The following is a 15143-nucleotide window of genomic DNA, read 5'->3' as shown; positions in this document are numbered from 1 at the left end:
CGGTTACAGGCCCTGCCCGTGAAATGCCTTCGAAAGCCGGGCGATGGCGTCGATGTTGCGCGGTCCGGGCGTCGCCTCGACATAATCGAGCACGACGAAACGGTCGTTCTTCACCGCGTCGACATTGGTGAAGGCCGGGTTGCTCTTCATGAAAGCGATCTTGTCCTCGGCTTTCACCTCGCCGTAGTTGACGATCATCACCACCTCCGGGTTCCGCTCGATCACCGGCTCCCAGGAGACTTCCACCCAGCTCTTGTCGACATCGTCCATGATGTTGGCGCCGCCGGCAGCCTCGATCATCGCGGTCGGAATGCCGAAGCGACCCGACGTGAAGGGCTTCTCCTCGCCGGAATCATAGACGAAGACGCGGGTCGGCTTGGCGTTGCCGGCATTGGCCTTGGTGATCTCGGCGAGCTGGCTGCGATAACCCGCGACCAGCGCTTCGGCCCGATCCTCGACGCCGAAGATGCGGCCGAGATTGAGGAGATCGACGAACATGTCGTCCATCGAGGGCTTCTCCCTGGCCATGACGTGGATGCAGGATTCGGTGAGTTCGTAGACGCCGATCTTGAAGGGCGCCAATGTCTCGGGCGTCACTTCGCCACCGACCTTCATGCCGTAGTTCCAGCCGGCGAAGAAGAAATCGGCGTCGGCATTCAAGAGCACTTCCTTGGTCGGATATTTCTCCGCAAGCTCCGGCAGTTCCTTCACACCTTCGCGCAGTTTTTCATCGAGCGTCTTCCAGCCGGAAACGCCGGTATAGCCGACCATGTGGGCCTGCAGTTTCAGCGCCAGCATCATCTCCACCAGGTTGACGTCGTTGGCGATCGCCCGTTTCGGCGCTGCGTCGAAGGTCACCTCGCGGTTGCAGCTCTTGACGGTCACCGGATAGGCGAGCGCCGGCGTGGCGGCGGCAATGAGAAACAGCAAGGTAGAGGAGGCAATATTGATCTTCATGAAATGGATCCCTGTCGAGGAAGCGAAAAGGAGAAACGGGCGCTGCCGGCAACGGCGGTGCCGTGGGCGGTGGCAGTGACGCCGAAGGCGGTGGAAAGCGCGCGCGGGTTCAGCACCGCATCGGGAGTTCCGAAGGCCGTCAGCCGCCCCGCGGTCACGATTGCGACATCGGTCGCGAATTCGGCGGCGAGATTGATGTCGTGCAGCGTCGAAACGATCGTCAGCTTCAGCGTCTGCAAGAGCTCGAGGATTTCGAGCTGGTGACGGATGTCGAGATGGTTGGTCGGCTCGTCGAGGATGATGATGCGCGGCTCCTGGGCGAGTGCCCGGGCAATCAGCACCCGCTGCTTTTCGCCGCCCGAAAGTGTTGCGAACTGGCGGCCGGCGAGGTGGGAAAGATCGAGATGAGAGAGCGCATGCTGCACGCGCTCGCGGTCCGTCTCCGTCCAGCCGTTGAGCCCCTCTCGCCGCGGGATGCGTCCCATCATCACCACGTCACGCACGCTGAAGGGAAAGTCGCCGGGCATTTCCTGCAGCACGACGGCAATCGTCTTCGCCGCCTCGCGCGCCGAGATCGACCAGAGGTCGACGCCGTCGATCTCGATTCGGCCGGCATTCGGCTGCACCGCCCGGTAGAGGCAGCGCAGAAGCGAGGTCTTGCCAGCGCCGTTCGGCCCGAGGATCGCAAGGCGGCTGCCCGCTTCGATCGAGAAATCCATGTCTTCGACCAGGGTCAGGCCCGCACGGGGCCCCCAGCAAAGGCCTTCCACCTTGAGGGCAGCTCCCGTCGCTGAACAGGTCATGACCGCGTCCCTCCCCGCGCCGCGGCGCATTTCTGCCCGCGCACCAGAGGTCGTCGCCACCCTTTGCGTGTCGCGCTCATTGGAACCGTCCTCCGATGTCTTCGGAGACGAGCACTGCCGCCGGAATGCGAGCGAGCGTCTTTGTCTTGAGGCCGCGCGGACGCTCGGCGGCACGCGTCATGCCGTCGCCGCGTTCGGCATAGGTGGCGGCGAAGCGGACGAGGTCGTCGATATCCTCTTCCGGCGAGATATCACCGAAGAGATAGGTCGCCTTGCCCGTCGCCTGGAAGGCAATGGTGCAGGGTCGCGTGCAAGCCGCCATGCAGACGGTGCCGGCGATCGAGAAATCACGATCGAGCGGCTCGCCGAGCGCGGCGATGCTGCGGTTGAGACGCTTTATCAGCTCGGCGCCCGGCAGGCAGGGACCGCGGGTAAAACGGCAATCGGTGCAAACCGTTATCTTGTGCTGTCGGGAATTCGGCTCAGCCATTTTCTCTCTCCGCCGGAGTGACGGCAGGAGATGGCGAAGCGGCAGGATGACGGATGACCGTCGCGCGAAAGCCAGTTCTTTTCCATCGGAACACCCCGTCCGTTGTGGTTGATCGGTTCGATGGCAGGTCTCCTGGCTCGCGGGTCGCGGCGCATCCACGTCTTCCCGGTCTTAGACCAGTGACATGGTGTGAATGCGCTTTCCGCTCACAGTTGCGGGGGCAGCCACGGTTTCGGCCCCATTTGGGTCGTCCGTTCCGTGTTCCCTTTTCAGCCGCTTCCGCATTTCCGCGGACGCAGCACCATCACGCTCTTCCTCGCATGAATCGGCCGATGAAACAACTGCTAGGGGCATGCGCTACGGACCTATCAACATGCGGCGTTTCGTCATGCAGGATTTGTTATACAATAACATAACGTATTGCAATGCCAAAGTTGAGTAGCCGGCGAAATTTGCCGCGGCGGCGCTGCCCGGCGCCCCCCCCGATCCGCCCTGCGCACGCCGATCGGCCGACCACCCGGCCCGATGCTTTCCGACTGGTGCCGGCGCGCCCACAAAAAGCGCCAGCGCCATGCGCAAATGCCGGCAATCTTAACGTACGTTACGCTCACGTAACCCCATGTCTGTTGAGAAAATCATCGGCCGAAGCGACAATCGGCAAAGCTAAGATTGGGCATCGGTAACGCACCAATAAACTCAACTTCGCCGCGCAGTACAGAAATGGCGCAATCCCGAAATGAAGTGATGGCAACTCAACTTTCTGAAGGGAAAAGTAGTGAATCCCATCGATTTCTTCGTCGACACACTTCGGACATACCCGCCCGTGGCCGTCTTCCTGGCACTCGGCATCGGCTTCCTGATCGGGCCGATCAAGGTCGCGGGATTCAATCTCGGAAACGTCACCGCAACGCTTCTTGCCGGTGTTCTCATCGGGCAGCTGGGCATCCAGGTTTCCGGTGACCTGAAATCCACCCTGTTCCTGATCTTCCTCTTCGCCGTCGGCTACGGCGTCGGACCCCAGTTCGTGCGCGGCCTCAGCACCGACGGACCAAAGCAGATCGCCTTCGCGCTGTCTGTCCTGGTGCTGTGCCTCATCGTTCCCTATCTCTGCGCGCTGATCGCCGGGCTTCCGCTCGGCTATGGCGCCGGCATGTATGCGGGATCGCAGACGATCTCGGCTGCAATCGGCGTCGCGACGGATCAGATCAACTCCCTCGGGCTGCCGGCCGAGCAGGCCAAGGCCTTTGCCGACCAGATCCCGATCGCCTATGCGGTGACCTATATCTGGGGCACGATCGGCTCGGCCATCATCCTCGCCCAGCTTGGGCCAAAGCTTCTCGGTATCGACCTTCCGGCGGCGTGCCGGGAATATGAGGCCAAGCTTGGCGGCGGCACCGAGAGCAGCGAACCCGGCATCACCCGCGCCTATCACGATTTCGGCCTTCGCGCCTACCGCGTCGATCAGGCAAGCGGGCTGACCGGCAAGCCGGTCAAGGACATTCTTCCCGGCATCCGTGTCTTTGTCGAACGTCTGCGTCGCGGCGACCAGATCATCGAAGCCGACGGCAACACCGTGCTGCAGCCAGGTGACGTCGTTGCCTTTTCGGGCCGGCGTGCCGTGCTCGTCGAAAACCTCGACAGCAAGCTCATCGAGGTCGAGGACAAGGAGCTCTTGAACGCGGAAGCCGAAGTGGTCGACGTCTACGTCACCAGCAAGGCGCTTGCCGGCAAGACGCTCGCCGATGTCAGCACGATGGATTGGGCGCGCGGCGTCTATGCCCGCAAGATCATCCGCTCGCTGGTCGAGATCCCGGTGCTGCCCGGCACCACCGTCGAGCGCGGCGACATCGTCACCATCGGCGGCGCCAAGAGACACGTCGAAGCGGCGATCAAGGCGCTAGGCTTTGCCGACAGGCCCGTCGAGACGACCGACATTGCCTTCCTTGGCTGGGGTCTCTTCGTCGGCGCAATGATCGGGGCGCTCACGATTACGATCGGCGGCATCCCGATCGGCCTTTCCACCTCCGGCGGCGCGCTTCTCGCAGGCCTCGTGCTCGGCTGGCTGCGCACCACCTACCCCGCCTTCGGCCGCATCCCGTCACCGGCGCTGTGGCTGATGAACACGCTCGGCCTCAACATCTTCATCGCCGTCGTCGGGATCGGCGCCGGCCCGGGCTTTGTCGCGGGCCTGCAGGAGGTCGGCATTTCGCTGTTCATCTGGGGCGTGGTCGCCACGTCGATCCCGATGATCGCCTCGGTGCTCCTCGGCCACTATGTCTTCAAGTTCCACCCGGCGATCCTGTTTGGCGCCTGCGCCGGTGTGCGAACGACGACGGCAGCGCTCGGCATGATCCAGGAGGCGGCCAAGAGCAAGGTGCCGGCGCTCGGCTACGGCATGCCCTACGCCATCGGAAACACGCTGCTGACCATCTTCGGCCTCGTCATCGTCATCATGCTCGCCTGAGGCGAGCGGGCGAAGCCGACCATCGTTCAAAATGCATAGATCACAGGGAGTGTGGACCATGTTGGACAGAAATTTCTACGATAGCCTTTCCGATCTCAGCCCGTTCGAAATCAAGGACGAACTGATCAAGCTCGCCAAGTCGAGCTCACAGAAATCCGCCAAGGCTTTCCTCAATGCCGGCCGCGGCAACCCGAACTGGACGGCGACACGCGCTCGCGAAGCCTTCTTCCTGCTCGGCCAGTTTGCGCTGACGGAAGCCAAGCGCGCCTATTACGACCCGAAGGCCGGTGTGGCCGGCATGCCGCCGAAGGACGGCGCCCACGCGCGGTTTGAGAAGTGGACGAAGAAGCAACTGCAGAGCACGGCCGACTGGGATGAAGAGGATGAGGGTATTCCGCCGGCAAAGACGCTTTCCGAGGCCGTCAACTACGCCATCACCACCTTCCGCTTCGATGCGGACGCCTTCGTGCACGAGCTCACGGACTCGATCATCGGCGACAACTATCCGGTTCCCGATCGGGCGCTGCACCACAACGAGATCATCACCCACGAATACCTGATGTGGGCAATGTGCGCCGGCCACCGACCGAAGGCAAAGTTCGACCTTTACCCGGTCGAAGGCGGCACCGCCGCCATGTGCTACATCTTCAAGGCACTGAAGAACGCCCGCCTGCTTAACGCCGGCGACACGATCGCGCTCGGAACGCCGATCTTCACGCCCTATCTCGAAATGCCGGAACTGGAGGACTACGATCTCAAGACTATCAACGTCAGCGCCGAGCAGGAGGACCGCTTCCAGTTCACCGACGAAGACATCAAGGCGCTGGAGAACCCCAAGGTGAAGGCGTTGTTCCTGGTCAACCCCGGCAACCCGTCCGCCGTGGCGATGGATCCGGATTCGATCAAGCGCCTTGTCGACCTCGTCAACAAGAAGCGCCCCGACCTGATCGTGCTGACGGACGACGTCTACGGCACCTTCGTTCCGGGCTTCCAGTCGTTGCTTGGGCATCTGCCGCGCAACACGATCGGCGTCTACTCCTATTCGAAGTACTTCGGTTGCACCGGCTGGCGCCTCGGCGTCATTGCCGTCGCCGAGGACAACATCTTCGACGAGAAGATCAAGGCCCACGCCGAACCGATCCAGAAGCTCCTTGAAAAACGCTACAAGGCGATGACGCCGAAGCCGCGCGAGGTGAAGTTCATCGACCGCATCGTCGCCGACAGCCGCGACGTAGCGCTGAACCACACCGCCGGCCTGTCGCTGCCCCAGCAGGTGATGATGACACTCTTCGGCCTGGTCGAGCTGATGGACGTCGAGAAGGCTTACCAGAAGGCCTGCATCGCCATCTGCACCAAGCGCTTCTGGAACCTGATCGAGGGCATGGGGGTCGAGTCCAATCCGGGCATCTATTTCGACCACTATTACGGCATCATCGACTTCGAGTTCTGGCTGCGCAAATATGTCGGCGAGGATGTCGTCACCTGGGTGAAGGACAACATCCACCCGCTCGACATTCCCTTCCGGCTTGCCGAGGACCACGGCATCGTGCTCCTCAACGGCTCGGGTTTCGATGCGCCGAGCTGGTCGGCACGCGTCTCCTTCGCCAACCTCAATGACGACGCCTATTCGCAGATCGGCCGCGCCGTGCGCTCGGTGGCGCGCGGTTACGTCCAGACCTACCAGGCAGCCAAGGGCCTGAAGATCAGCTAGCTGATCGAAGCGGCCGGCAAACATGCCGGCCGCTTCCCCCTACCGCACCGCGCGTCTTCCTGGACGCGCGGAGGTCGCTGTAGCACTTTGAATTGCTGCATGTTTTCGCCTATCAATCGGCCACGATCACGGGGAACATGCAGAAGGGCGTGAGCAGACGTCCTGTTGTCCAGCCACCCCAGATTTTCCGGCGGTTTCCCGCCGGCGAGCAAGCAGCGCATTGTCAGGCTGAAGGCGCCCCTTCGGCTGGAGTTGGGAGTAAAGCGGCGTGATCGATCATCTGTTCGGCATACTCAGAGCGCATCCTGAGCTTGCCCTGTTTCTCGCGCTCGGCATCGGCTACGCCGTCGGCAAGATCACCATCTTCGGCGTGACCGTCGGCGCCGTCACCGGCTGCCTGCTGGCGGGCGTGCTGATCGGCCAGACGGGCGCGGTGTTGTCGAACGATGTAAAGCAGGCGTTCTTTCTGCTTTTCCTCTTTGCCATCGGCTACCGCACCGGCCCGCAATTCTTCCAGAGTCTCAACGCCGATGCCCTGCCCCAGATCGCCGTTACGGTGACGCTCTGCGTCGTCGCCCTCGGCGTCGCGATCATTCTCTCGATGCTCTTTGCATTCGATCTCGGAACGGCAGCCGGCGTGCTGGCAGGCGGAGCGACGGAATCGGCGACCGTCGGCGTCGCCATCGACACCTTCCGCAAGACGGCACCGACGCCCGAAGCGGCCAACCAGTTCGAATCCGCCGTGGCGACCGGTTTTGCCGTCGCCTACCTCGTCGGTGTCGTCAGCGCCATTCTCGTGCAGTCGCAGTTGGCTCCGCGGATGTTCGGCCGCAGTCTGAAGGAGGCCTGCGCCGAACTCGAAGCCGAACTCAACATCACCCCGCAGAACAACGGCGACACCGCCCGCCGCGAGATCGAAGCGCGTGCCTTCCAGGTCGCAGACAACCTGGTCGGCCTTACGGTTGCAGAAGCGGAAGCGAGGGTTCCTGAAAACCAGAAGGCCTATATCGAGCAGATCCGCAGGGGCCGCGAGATCATCACACCCACGAGCAAGGAGCGCCTGCAGGCAGGTGACGTCATAGCCGTTGCAGGTCTTCGCGGGTTCCTGGTCGAATATTCCAGCCGGATCGGCACAGAGATCGACGACCGCGAGCTCCTCGATATCCCTGTCGAGACCCTCGATGTGGTCGTCACCAACAAGGAAGTGGCCGGCAAACGCCTGTGGCAACTCAGGCAGCAGCCCGAGGCACGCTCGGTCTTCCTGCGCGGTATCCTGCGCGCCGGCCAGCCGATCCCGATCTTTCCCGGGCTGACGGTGCGCCGCGGCGACGTCATGTCGATCGCCGGCGCGCGCCGCCATGTCGAGGATGCCGCCGCGCGGCTCGGCTATGCCGACCGCGAGACGACGGCAACCGACATGGTCTTTGTCGGCGTCTTCATCTTTCTCGGTGGCCTGATCGGCATTCCCGCGCTGAAACTCGGTGCGCTGGAGATCGGGCTTGGCGTTGCCGTCGGCGTGCTGATTGCGGGTCTCGTCGCCGGCTGGCTGCGCTCGGTCCGGCGCACCTTCGGCTTCGTGCCGGAAGCAACCCTCTGGTTCTTCGACAGCGTCGGGCTCTGCGCCTTCATCGCCTGTGTCGGCATTTCGGCCGGCCCGAGTTTCGTCGCCGGTCTCGTCCAGTCCGGCCCGGCACTGGTCATCGCCAGCGCGCTGATCTGCGTGATTTCGCACTTGGCCGCGCTCGCGCTCGGCCGCTGGGTCTTCCGGATGAACGAAGGCGTGCTCGCCGGCACCTGCTGCGGCGCCGGCACTTCGGCACCGGCGCTCGCCGCCGTGCAGGAGGCGGCGGGAAGCAAGGTCCCGACGCTTGGCTACGGTCTCGGCTACGCCATCGGCAACGTGCTGCTCGCACTCTGGGGCGCCGTGCTTGTGACGGTTTTGGGGTAGCGCGAGCGCGTGGCGCAAGGCGCTGACTTTCTAGCGGTATCGATTACCGGTCATGGAGATAGCGGCGGCATAGGAAAGGTCTCCGCGGCAAAGGCCGCACTATCGTGCCATCGCAACAATGCGCGTCCTGCATCGGTCCAGCGCCCAAATCGCGCGCCGAACTCCGACACCTCCATCTAACCAAAGGCCGTGAGTGCCTCGATTGCGTATTCCCCGGCCGACACCGCATAGTTATCGACCAGGCCGTCAGGACGCTCTTCGAGATATTGTCTCACCACTAGTGCCAGCGCTTTCAGGGCCAGCTTTTGGCGATCGTCCATGATGTAGCTTCCGGGCTGCAGATTCGGTTCGTTCATTTCGACAGGCCGTCACCGCAGCGGCCACACCAGCATCAGCGTGGGTATGCTTACGATGACGATTACCAGCGATAGCGGCAGGCCGAGGCGCGGATAGTCGCTGAAGCGATAACCGCCCGGCCCCATGACCAGCGTGTTGCACTGGTGGCCGATCGGGGTCAGGAAATCGCAGCCAGCGCCAATGGCGACCGCCATCAGGAAGGCTTCCGGCTTGTAGCCGAGCGCTCCGGCAAAGCTTGCGGCGATCGGTGCCATGACCAGCACGGTGGCGGCATTGTTGAGAAACGGCGTTACGGCCATGGCGGCCAGAAGGATTATCGTCAGCGCGCCGGCGGGCGGCAGGCCGGCGGCAATCGTGCCGAGCCATTGCGCGATGACCTCCGTGCCCCCGGTCGTGCGCAAGGAATCGCTGACCGGGATCAGCGCCGCCAGCATCACCAGGATTGGCCCGTCGACCGAGCGGTAGAAGTCGCGCAGCGGAATGATGCGCAGCACCACCATGGCAAGGGCCGCAGCAAAGAAGGCGATCGGCACGGGAACGAGGCCGACGGCGGTCGAGCCCATGGCAGCTGCGAGAACGAGAAGCGGCAGCGGTGCCTTGCGCGTGGTGCCGAGCAGGATTTCGCGCTGGGCCAGCGGAAGGCAGCCGAAGTCCTGCAGGAAGGACGTCAACTCGTGCCGCGCGCCTTGCAAGACGATGATGTCGCCAGCGCGCAAACGAATGCTGCCGAGGCGCTGCTTCAATCGTTCGCCCTGCCGGCTGACGGCAAGCAGGTTGATGTTGTGAGTGTTGAACAGCGCCAGGCGCTGTGCCGACATGCCGTCCAGCGGCGAACCGCTGCCGACGACCGCTTCCACCGCTTCGATCTCGGATCCCGCCTTGTCGCGGGCGTGGGGAGCACGGTCGCCGGCAATCTTCAACTTGGCCTGGGAGACGATGCGATCGAGCGGAGCCGGCCCGCCTTCGAGCAGCAGCACATCCTCGGCTTCAAGCGTGACGTCGGGGAGCGGCGCCAGGTGAAGACCGCGGCGAAAGATGGCGATGACGACGGCACCGCCGTCGCCGAGCTTGACCAGATTGCTGAGCGGCCTGCCGATCGCCGGGGAGCCGGCAGCAACCACGGCCTCGGAGGTATAGTCGGTGATCTCGATCGCCGATTGCAGCGACACCTGCTGGCTGGTCCGCTGCGGCACGAGCTTGTAGGCAAAGAGCAGGAAGATGCAGCCGACCAGCGCCAGGGTCGCTCCGACGGGCGTAAAGTCGAACATCGTGAAGCTCTCGCCGGTCAACTCCTGGCGGACGCGCGAAACGACGATGTTCGGCGAGGTGCCGACCTGGGTCATCAGCCCGCCGATCAGCGATCCGAAGGCCATCGGCATCAGGAAGACGGAGGGCTGGACATGCGACCGGCGGGCAAACTGGAAGGCGACCGGCAGCATGATCGCCAGCGCCCCGATGTTCTTGATGAACGCGGAGAGCACGGTGACGGTAATGACCAGCAGCGCAAGCTGCGCCCGGACCGACGAGATATTGGGCAGGAACCGCTGGATCGCCGCATCCACCACACCTGAGCGCGCAACGCCTGCGCTGACGATCAACGCGCTGCCGACGATGATGACGATATCGTCGCTGAAGCCATCAAAGGCATGGTCGTAGGGCACGATGCCGACGGCTACCGCCAGCATCAGCGCAGAACAGGCAATCACGTCGTATCGAAACCGCCCCCAGATGAAGAAGGCCATCATGGCGCCGATGACGATAAACGCGAGAGACTGGTCGGCGGTCATGCAATACCCGGGTTCGGCAAAAGGACTGGCGGCGGGACAGAGCGAGCGCTTGCCGCAAGGGCGAAACGCGCAATCCGTGCAGAAGTTCACAAGAGACGTAACCTATGTTTCGGCAAATCGGAATTCGCCTCAGCGACAAATCTGGGTATGAGTGCGAAGCGCATTAATCGCGCCGCCGCGCCGGCGGTGAGGCGGCCGCCCCTGCCGCCCTGTGACTTGACGGTTCCGAATATGGCCGCCGAATGTTCGGGACGCACCCGAACGTTGGGTTGCTCACAGGCCGACTGCAATTCTCGCAACCAAGCTTTTCACGACTGGGAAGACGTGAACATCTGCAAGCACTGCTTGCGAAAAGCCGCGCGGCGGAACTTGGAAACTTCCGTTTAAGCGCTACACTTTAGAAGAATGTGCTGGACCTCGCCGGCAATGACCGTTCAAGGCAATTTCGCCTGACGCTCGATGCCGCGCAGGCAGGCTCAGCCACATCTGAGGATCGCCGACATGAAACATGCCCTTGCCGCTCTCTCGGTCGTTCTGCTTCTCAGCGGCTGTACCGCCACGACCGGCCCCAACCTCACCTACGGCTATTCGCCGAACCTCCAGCCCATCCCCGGCAGCATCACCTATGGCGGCCAGCCGCGCACCAAGCTGAAGAAGGCGCCCGTCGGCAGCATCGTGCCGCACCAGTTCATCGACCAGTATGGCCGAAAGGTCTACGAGACCTACATCATCGAGCCCGATCGGTCCTTGCGCCTGACCAGTCGGCGCTGGCAGCCGGATTTCCTCTTCGACTTCGACTGAGCAAATCCGGCCCGCTAGGAAGGGGAGCGGCCATCGCCGCTGCCAAACTGCGCGTGCACCCAATCGCGAAGCACGCGGGTCGCTGGCCGGTCGGCCATGCGCGGGCTGTAGACGAGGTCGTAGCGGTCGCTCTCGAGCGTCAGGTCGAAAGGCTGGACGAGGATGCCCGATGCGAGTTCGTCCGCCACCAGCGTCAGGCTCAGGAGAGCGATGCCCTGCCCCGCAACGGCCGCCTGGACGGCGTGGATCTCATCGGTAAAGGAAAGCTGCGCGCTGGCATCGACATCGAGCGCGCCGGCGCGCTCCAGCCATTGCCGCCAGACGGGCGCGCGGTGATCATTGCGGCGTGACGGCCCCCAGTCGAAGTGAATGAGCGTTTCCCGTTTGAGATCGGCCACACTTGCCGGCGCCAGTCTCGGCGCGCAGACCGGGGCAAAACGATCGGCAAACAACGGCTCGGTGACGAGACCCGGGTAGTGCCCGCCGCCGAAACGGATCGCGGCGTCCGCATCCGCCTCCAGGTCGATCGTCCTGTTGGAGGCGTCAAGCCGCAAGGTCCAGTCCGGATAGGCCTCACGAAACGACCCTGCGAGCGGCGCCAGCCGCTTGGCAACGAAGGCGACGGTGGAGGTGAGCCGCGCCACCTTGCCCGTCTGCTGGCGGCGCACATCGGCAATCGCCTGCTCGAAACGATCGAGCCCATCGCGCAGCACCGGAAACAGCGCCTTGCCGGCCGCCGTCAGATGCACCTGCCGCGTTTCGCGCTCGAAGAGCTTGACCTCCAGCATTTCCTCCAACTGTCGGATCTGGTGGCTGACGGCAGTCGCCGAGACGTTCAGTTCCTCGGCCGCATTCTTGAAGCTCAGCCGGCGGGCGGCCGCTTCGAAAACCCTGAGTGCACCAAGCGGCGGCAACTTTCTCATTCCATCCTCATAGATGAATTCAACTCATCCATCGGCTGAGAAATCACTCTTTGTCAGCCCATGCTCGCCCCAGCATATTGGGATCAACAGCCAAGGCAACAGCGCCGAGCTGAGAAAATCTCAAGCATGAAAGGACACCCCATGTCTCTCGAACAGGTCGTCACCAAGCCGGATCCGTATGCGCCCTTCCTGCTCTCCCAGGCGATCAAGGCCAATGGCTTCGTCTTCGTCTCCGGCCAGGCGGCGATCGGCGACGACGGCGAACTCGTCGGTGTCGGCGACTTCGACCGTCAGGCCGAGCAGGCCTTCCGCAACCTCGACCGGGCGCTGACGGCGGCAGACTCTGGTCTCGACAAGATCGTCAAGGTCACGATCTTCCTGCGCTCCATGGAGAATTTCGCAAAGATCATCGAACTCCGCCGCAAGTGGTTCTCCGCGCCCTATCCGGCCGACAGCATCATCGAGGTTTCCTCGCTCTATTCGCCGGACGCGCTGATCGAGATCGAAGCGATCGCGCTCGACGCGGGGCGCTGACATGAACGCGCCCCTCAGCATTCCATCACCGGTCTTCACCGGTGCCCGTCTCAAAGGGCTCGATTTCGCCAACCGCCTGTCGGTCGCGCCGATGACCCGCATCAGCGCCTCGGCGGCGGGTGTACCCGGCGAACGCATGCGGCGCTACTACCAGCGCTTTGCACGCGGCGCCTTCAGCCTGATCACCACGGAAGGCATCTACACGGACAAGGCCTATTCCCAGACCTATCGGGACCAGCCGGGCCTGACGGACCGGGAACAGGCGGAAGCCTGGCGGCAGATCGTCGATGCCGTGCACGCGGAAGGCGGGCGCATCTTCGCGCAGCTGATGCATGGCGGCGCGTTGGCGCAGGGCAATCCGCACAGGCCCGAGACGGTAGGCCCTTCCGCTGTGCGCCCGAAGGGCAGCCAGATGACCGGCTATCACGGGGACGGACCCTATCCGCTACCGCGCGAGATCAGCGACGCCGAAATCGCCGCGGCGATCGAAGGCTTTGCCGATGCCGCTCGCCTTGCGATCGACGTCGCCGGCTTCGACGGCATCGAAATCCACGGCGCCAACGGTTACCTGCTCGACCAGTTCTTCACCGATTTCTCAAACGGTCGGACTGATCGCTGGGGTGGAGATATCGTTGAGCGTCTCGGCCTGTCGCTCGAGGTCCTGAGGGTGGTGCGCGCGGCGATCGGCCCCGACGTCCCGCTGGGCCTGCGCCTCTCCCAAGGCAAGGTCAACGACTTCCGGCACAAATGGGCGGAGCGGGAACAGGGTGCTGCGCGCGTGTTCCAGGCGCTCGCCGACAGCCCAGCCGACTTCGTCCACGTGACCGAGTTCGAAGCCTGGCAGCCGGCCTTCGAGGATGGCGACGCCTCGCTCGTCGCGCTGGCCCACCGCCACGCACCACACCTCTTCCTCATCGCCAACGGCAGCCTGCACGACCTCGCCCGCGCCGAGGAGGTGATGGAAGCCGGGGCCGACATGATCGCGCTCGGCCGCGGAGCGCTCGTCAACCCCGACTGGCCGCGGCTGACTGCCGAACGCAGCGGCTTGCGCCCCTTCGAACTACCGTTCCTTGCACCGATCAGCGACATCAAGGACAGCGAACTCGCGCTCTGAAAAATAGAGTGACGGACGCACCTCCCGAGGGGTGCGTCCGTCACTTGCCCCAAAGGCCAGGCGACCTGAGTTATTACAAAGCCGGCACGAAGCGATAGGCCGCCCCGTTGCGCTCTGCCCGCCCGATCCCCGGATAGGCCCAATGGTAACCGAGCAGCGCCAGCCGCTCCGATGCGGCTCGGTCGATCAAGGCCTTGCGGTTCGTTAGAGCCAGCTCCGCATCCGTGTCGAAGCCGAAATGCCAGTCGGGATGCTCGAAGAAGACGATGTTGCTGGTGACCGCATCGCCCGTGATCACCAGGCCCTCATGTCCCGCGCCGTCGCCGCCGGCAAGCTGGAGCGAGATATGGCCGGGCGTATGGCCCCGCGTGTCGAGGACCTGCATGCCACTGACGATTTCGTCGCCGGGCTTCACCAGGGTCAGCCGGTCCTTGACCGCGAACAGGTCGCGCTGCGCGCCCTTGGCAAAACCGTGCAGCACCTGCGGCATCACCTTTTCGAAGTTCGGATCGGTCCAGAATTGCCATTCGGCCTCCGAGACGAAGTATTGCGCGTTCGGAAAGTTCAGCTTGCCATCGGCTCCGACGGTGCCGCCCGCATGGTCGGGATGAGCATGCGTCAGCACCACCTTCGTCACCGCACTCGGGTCGATGCCGGCCGCAAGCAGATTGGCGTTAAGCTTGCCGGCGCTGTCCTGGAAATGATTGCCCGAGCCGTCGTCGACCACGATCAGATCGCCGCCGCTGCGGATGACCGGAATATTGGTGTGAAACGGCGCCTTTTCGGGCGTGCCGCCAAGCCGGCGCATGATTTCCGGCCGCTCTTCCGCCGTTGCATCCGGCAACACAATGTTCACCGGCAGCATGATGAAGCCGTCGCTGACGACGGAAATGTCGAAACTGCCGTGCCGAAAGCGATGGATGTCAGCGGCATAGGCGCTTTTCGGCAGGAGAGCGGAGGCGGCAACCGCGCCGGAGCCGGCAATGAGTTGACGGCGGTCGATGGGCAGAACGTCATTGGAAGAACGGGAGACGGTCATGACACTGATCCTTGGCTTAAGCGTTTGAGGAAGGCCGGTACCGCCTTCGGCGGCACCGGGAACAAGCGTCAGGCCTTGGCGAAGGCGAGCAGGTCGGCGTTGAGCTGGTCCTTGTGCGTGTCGGTGATGCCATGCGGCGCGCCGGCATAGACCTTGAGTTCGGCATGCGGGACGAGTTTCTTCGAAGCCCGAGCGGCCGCATCGATCGGCACGAT

At 63.6% G+C, this 15143-nt stretch carries 14 protein-coding genes and 1 riboswitch; of the genes, 6 read left to right on the top strand and 8 right to left on the bottom strand.

Annotated elements, in window-relative coordinates:
- Positions 1–3: 3 nt before the first annotated feature.
- The 3 genes from AB4Z53_RS17490 to AB4Z53_RS17480 all read right to left on the bottom strand — a co-directional run bounded on the left by AB4Z53_RS17490 (position 4) and on the right by AB4Z53_RS17480 (position 2250).
- Positions 4–957, bottom strand: coding sequence for an ABC transporter substrate-binding protein (locus AB4Z53_RS17490; RefSeq protein WP_441596764.1), 954 nt, complete (start codon positions 955–957; stop codon positions 4–6).
- Positions 954–1760, bottom strand: a complete 807-nt coding sequence (locus AB4Z53_RS17485; protein WP_113539265.1) for an ABC transporter ATP-binding protein — start codon at positions 1758–1760, stop codon at positions 954–956. Before AB4Z53_RS17485 ends, AB4Z53_RS17490 begins: the two co-directional genes overlap by 4 nt.
- 76 nt (positions 1761–1836) lie before the next feature.
- Positions 1837–2250 carry a DUF1636 family protein gene (locus tag AB4Z53_RS17480; protein ID WP_441596762.1) on the bottom strand — a complete coding sequence of 138 codons (414 nt, stop codon included), beginning with the start codon at positions 2248–2250 and terminating at the stop codon, positions 1837–1839.
- Between the two features lie 105 nt (positions 2251–2355).
- Positions 2356–2571: riboswitch (cobalamin riboswitch) on the bottom strand.
- Positions 2572–3025: 454 nt separating this feature from the next.
- On the opposite strand from AB4Z53_RS17480, the gene aspT (AB4Z53_RS17475) reads away from it, so the two are divergent.
- The 3 genes from aspT (AB4Z53_RS17475) (at position 3026) to aspT (AB4Z53_RS17465) (ending at position 8373) form a co-directional block, all read left to right on the top strand.
- Positions 3026–4714, top strand: coding sequence for an aspartate-alanine antiporter (gene aspT / locus AB4Z53_RS17475; protein WP_223727692.1), 1689 nt, complete (start codon positions 3026–3028; stop codon positions 4712–4714).
- A gap of 58 nt (positions 4715–4772) precedes the next feature.
- Positions 4773–6425: a bifunctional aspartate transaminase/aspartate 4-decarboxylase gene (locus AB4Z53_RS17470; protein WP_441596760.1), complete on the top strand. Its 1653-nt coding sequence runs from the start codon at positions 4773–4775 to the stop codon at positions 6423–6425.
- Positions 6426–6693: 268 nt separating this feature from the next.
- Positions 6694–8373: an aspartate-alanine antiporter gene (aspT, locus tag AB4Z53_RS17465; protein ID WP_223727693.1), complete on the top strand. Its 1680-nt coding sequence runs from the start codon at positions 6694–6696 to the stop codon at positions 8371–8373.
- A gap of 176 nt (positions 8374–8549) precedes the next feature.
- On the opposite strand, the gene AB4Z53_RS17460 is transcribed toward aspT (AB4Z53_RS17465), so the two are convergent.
- Both AB4Z53_RS17460 and AB4Z53_RS17455 read right to left on the bottom strand, forming a co-directional pair.
- Positions 8550–8729: a hypothetical protein gene (locus AB4Z53_RS17460; protein ID WP_223727694.1), complete on the bottom strand. Its 180-nt coding sequence runs from the start codon at positions 8727–8729 to the stop codon at positions 8550–8552.
- A gap of 12 nt (positions 8730–8741) precedes the next feature.
- Entirely contained in the window at positions 8742–10517 is a 1776-nt protein-coding gene (locus tag AB4Z53_RS17455) for an SLC13 family permease (protein ID WP_441596758.1), read from the bottom strand.
- A 501-nt stretch (positions 10518–11018) separates the two neighbouring features.
- Between AB4Z53_RS17455 and AB4Z53_RS17450 the strand changes: the two genes are divergently transcribed.
- Positions 11019–11318, top strand: coding sequence for a hypothetical protein (locus tag AB4Z53_RS17450; protein ID WP_291162576.1), 300 nt, complete (start codon positions 11019–11021; stop codon positions 11316–11318).
- Between the two features lie 14 nt (positions 11319–11332).
- Here the strand turns inward: AB4Z53_RS17450 and AB4Z53_RS17445 are convergent, their stop codons facing one another.
- Complete coding sequence (locus AB4Z53_RS17445; RefSeq protein WP_441596757.1) at positions 11333–12241, bottom strand: LysR substrate-binding domain-containing protein; 909 nt, start codon at positions 12239–12241, stop codon at positions 11333–11335.
- A gap of 141 nt (positions 12242–12382) precedes the next feature.
- On the opposite strand from AB4Z53_RS17445, the gene AB4Z53_RS17440 reads away from it, so the two are divergent.
- Both AB4Z53_RS17440 and AB4Z53_RS17435 read left to right on the top strand, forming a co-directional pair.
- Entirely contained in the window at positions 12383–12775 is a 393-nt protein-coding gene (locus AB4Z53_RS17440) for a RidA family protein (protein ID WP_113539257.1), read from the top strand.
- Between the two features lies 1 nt (position 12776).
- Entirely contained in the window at positions 12777–13889 is a 1113-nt protein-coding gene (locus tag AB4Z53_RS17435; protein ID WP_441596754.1) for an NADH:flavin oxidoreductase, read from the top strand.
- Between the two features lie 73 nt (positions 13890–13962).
- Here AB4Z53_RS17435 and AB4Z53_RS17430 read toward each other — a convergent pair whose 3' ends face one another.
- Positions 13963–14928 (bottom strand): MBL fold metallo-hydrolase, encoded by a 966-nt coding sequence (locus AB4Z53_RS17430; protein WP_291162584.1) that lies wholly within the window; start codon positions 14926–14928, stop codon positions 13963–13965.
- A 68-nt stretch (positions 14929–14996) separates the two neighbouring features.
- Positions 14997–15143 (bottom strand): alpha/beta fold hydrolase (locus AB4Z53_RS17425; RefSeq protein ID WP_441597008.1); only part of this gene is annotated, 147 nt, incomplete at its 5' end.

The sequence above is a fragment of the Ensifer sp. 2TAB8 genome, from assembly GCF_052115125.1.
GTDB lineage: Bacteria > Pseudomonadota > Alphaproteobacteria > Rhizobiales > Rhizobiaceae > Ensifer.
This window is presented reverse-complemented; position numbering and strand designations above follow the sequence as displayed.

Bases quoted from the DNA above. Each gene is read 5' to 3' on its own strand.
- AB4Z53_RS17430 (WP_291162584.1), bottom strand. From the start codon at position 14,928: ATGACCGTCTCCCGTTCTTCCAATGACGTTCTGCCCATCGACCGCCGT.
- AB4Z53_RS17490 (WP_441596764.1), bottom strand. From the start codon at position 957: ATGAAGATCAATATTGCCTCCTCTACCTTGCTGTTTCTCATTGCCGCC.
- AB4Z53_RS17460 (WP_223727694.1), bottom strand. From the start codon at position 8,729: ATGAACGAACCGAATCTGCAGCCCGGAAGCTACATCATGGACGATCGC.
- AB4Z53_RS17470 (WP_441596760.1), top strand. From the start codon at position 4,773: ATGTTGGACAGAAATTTCTACGATAGCCTTTCCGATCTCAGCCCGTTC.
- AB4Z53_RS17480 (WP_441596762.1), bottom strand. From the start codon at position 2,250: ATGGCTGAGCCGAATTCCCGACAGCACAAGATAACGGTTTGCACCGAT.
- AB4Z53_RS17445 (WP_441596757.1), bottom strand. From the start codon at position 12,241: ATGAGAAAGTTGCCGCCGCTTGGTGCACTCAGGGTTTTCGAAGCGGCC.
- AB4Z53_RS17435 (WP_441596754.1), top strand. From the start codon at position 12,777: ATGAACGCGCCCCTCAGCATTCCATCACCGGTCTTCACCGGTGCCCGT.
- AB4Z53_RS17485 (WP_113539265.1), bottom strand. From the start codon at position 1,760: ATGACCTGTTCAGCGACGGGAGCTGCCCTCAAGGTGGAAGGCCTTTGC.
- AB4Z53_RS17455 (WP_441596758.1), bottom strand. From the start codon at position 10,517: ATGACCGCCGACCAGTCTCTCGCGTTTATCGTCATCGGCGCCATGATG.
- AB4Z53_RS17450 (WP_291162576.1), top strand. From the start codon at position 11,019: ATGAAACATGCCCTTGCCGCTCTCTCGGTCGTTCTGCTTCTCAGCGGC.
- AB4Z53_RS17440 (WP_113539257.1), top strand. From the start codon at position 12,383: ATGTCTCTCGAACAGGTCGTCACCAAGCCGGATCCGTATGCGCCCTTC.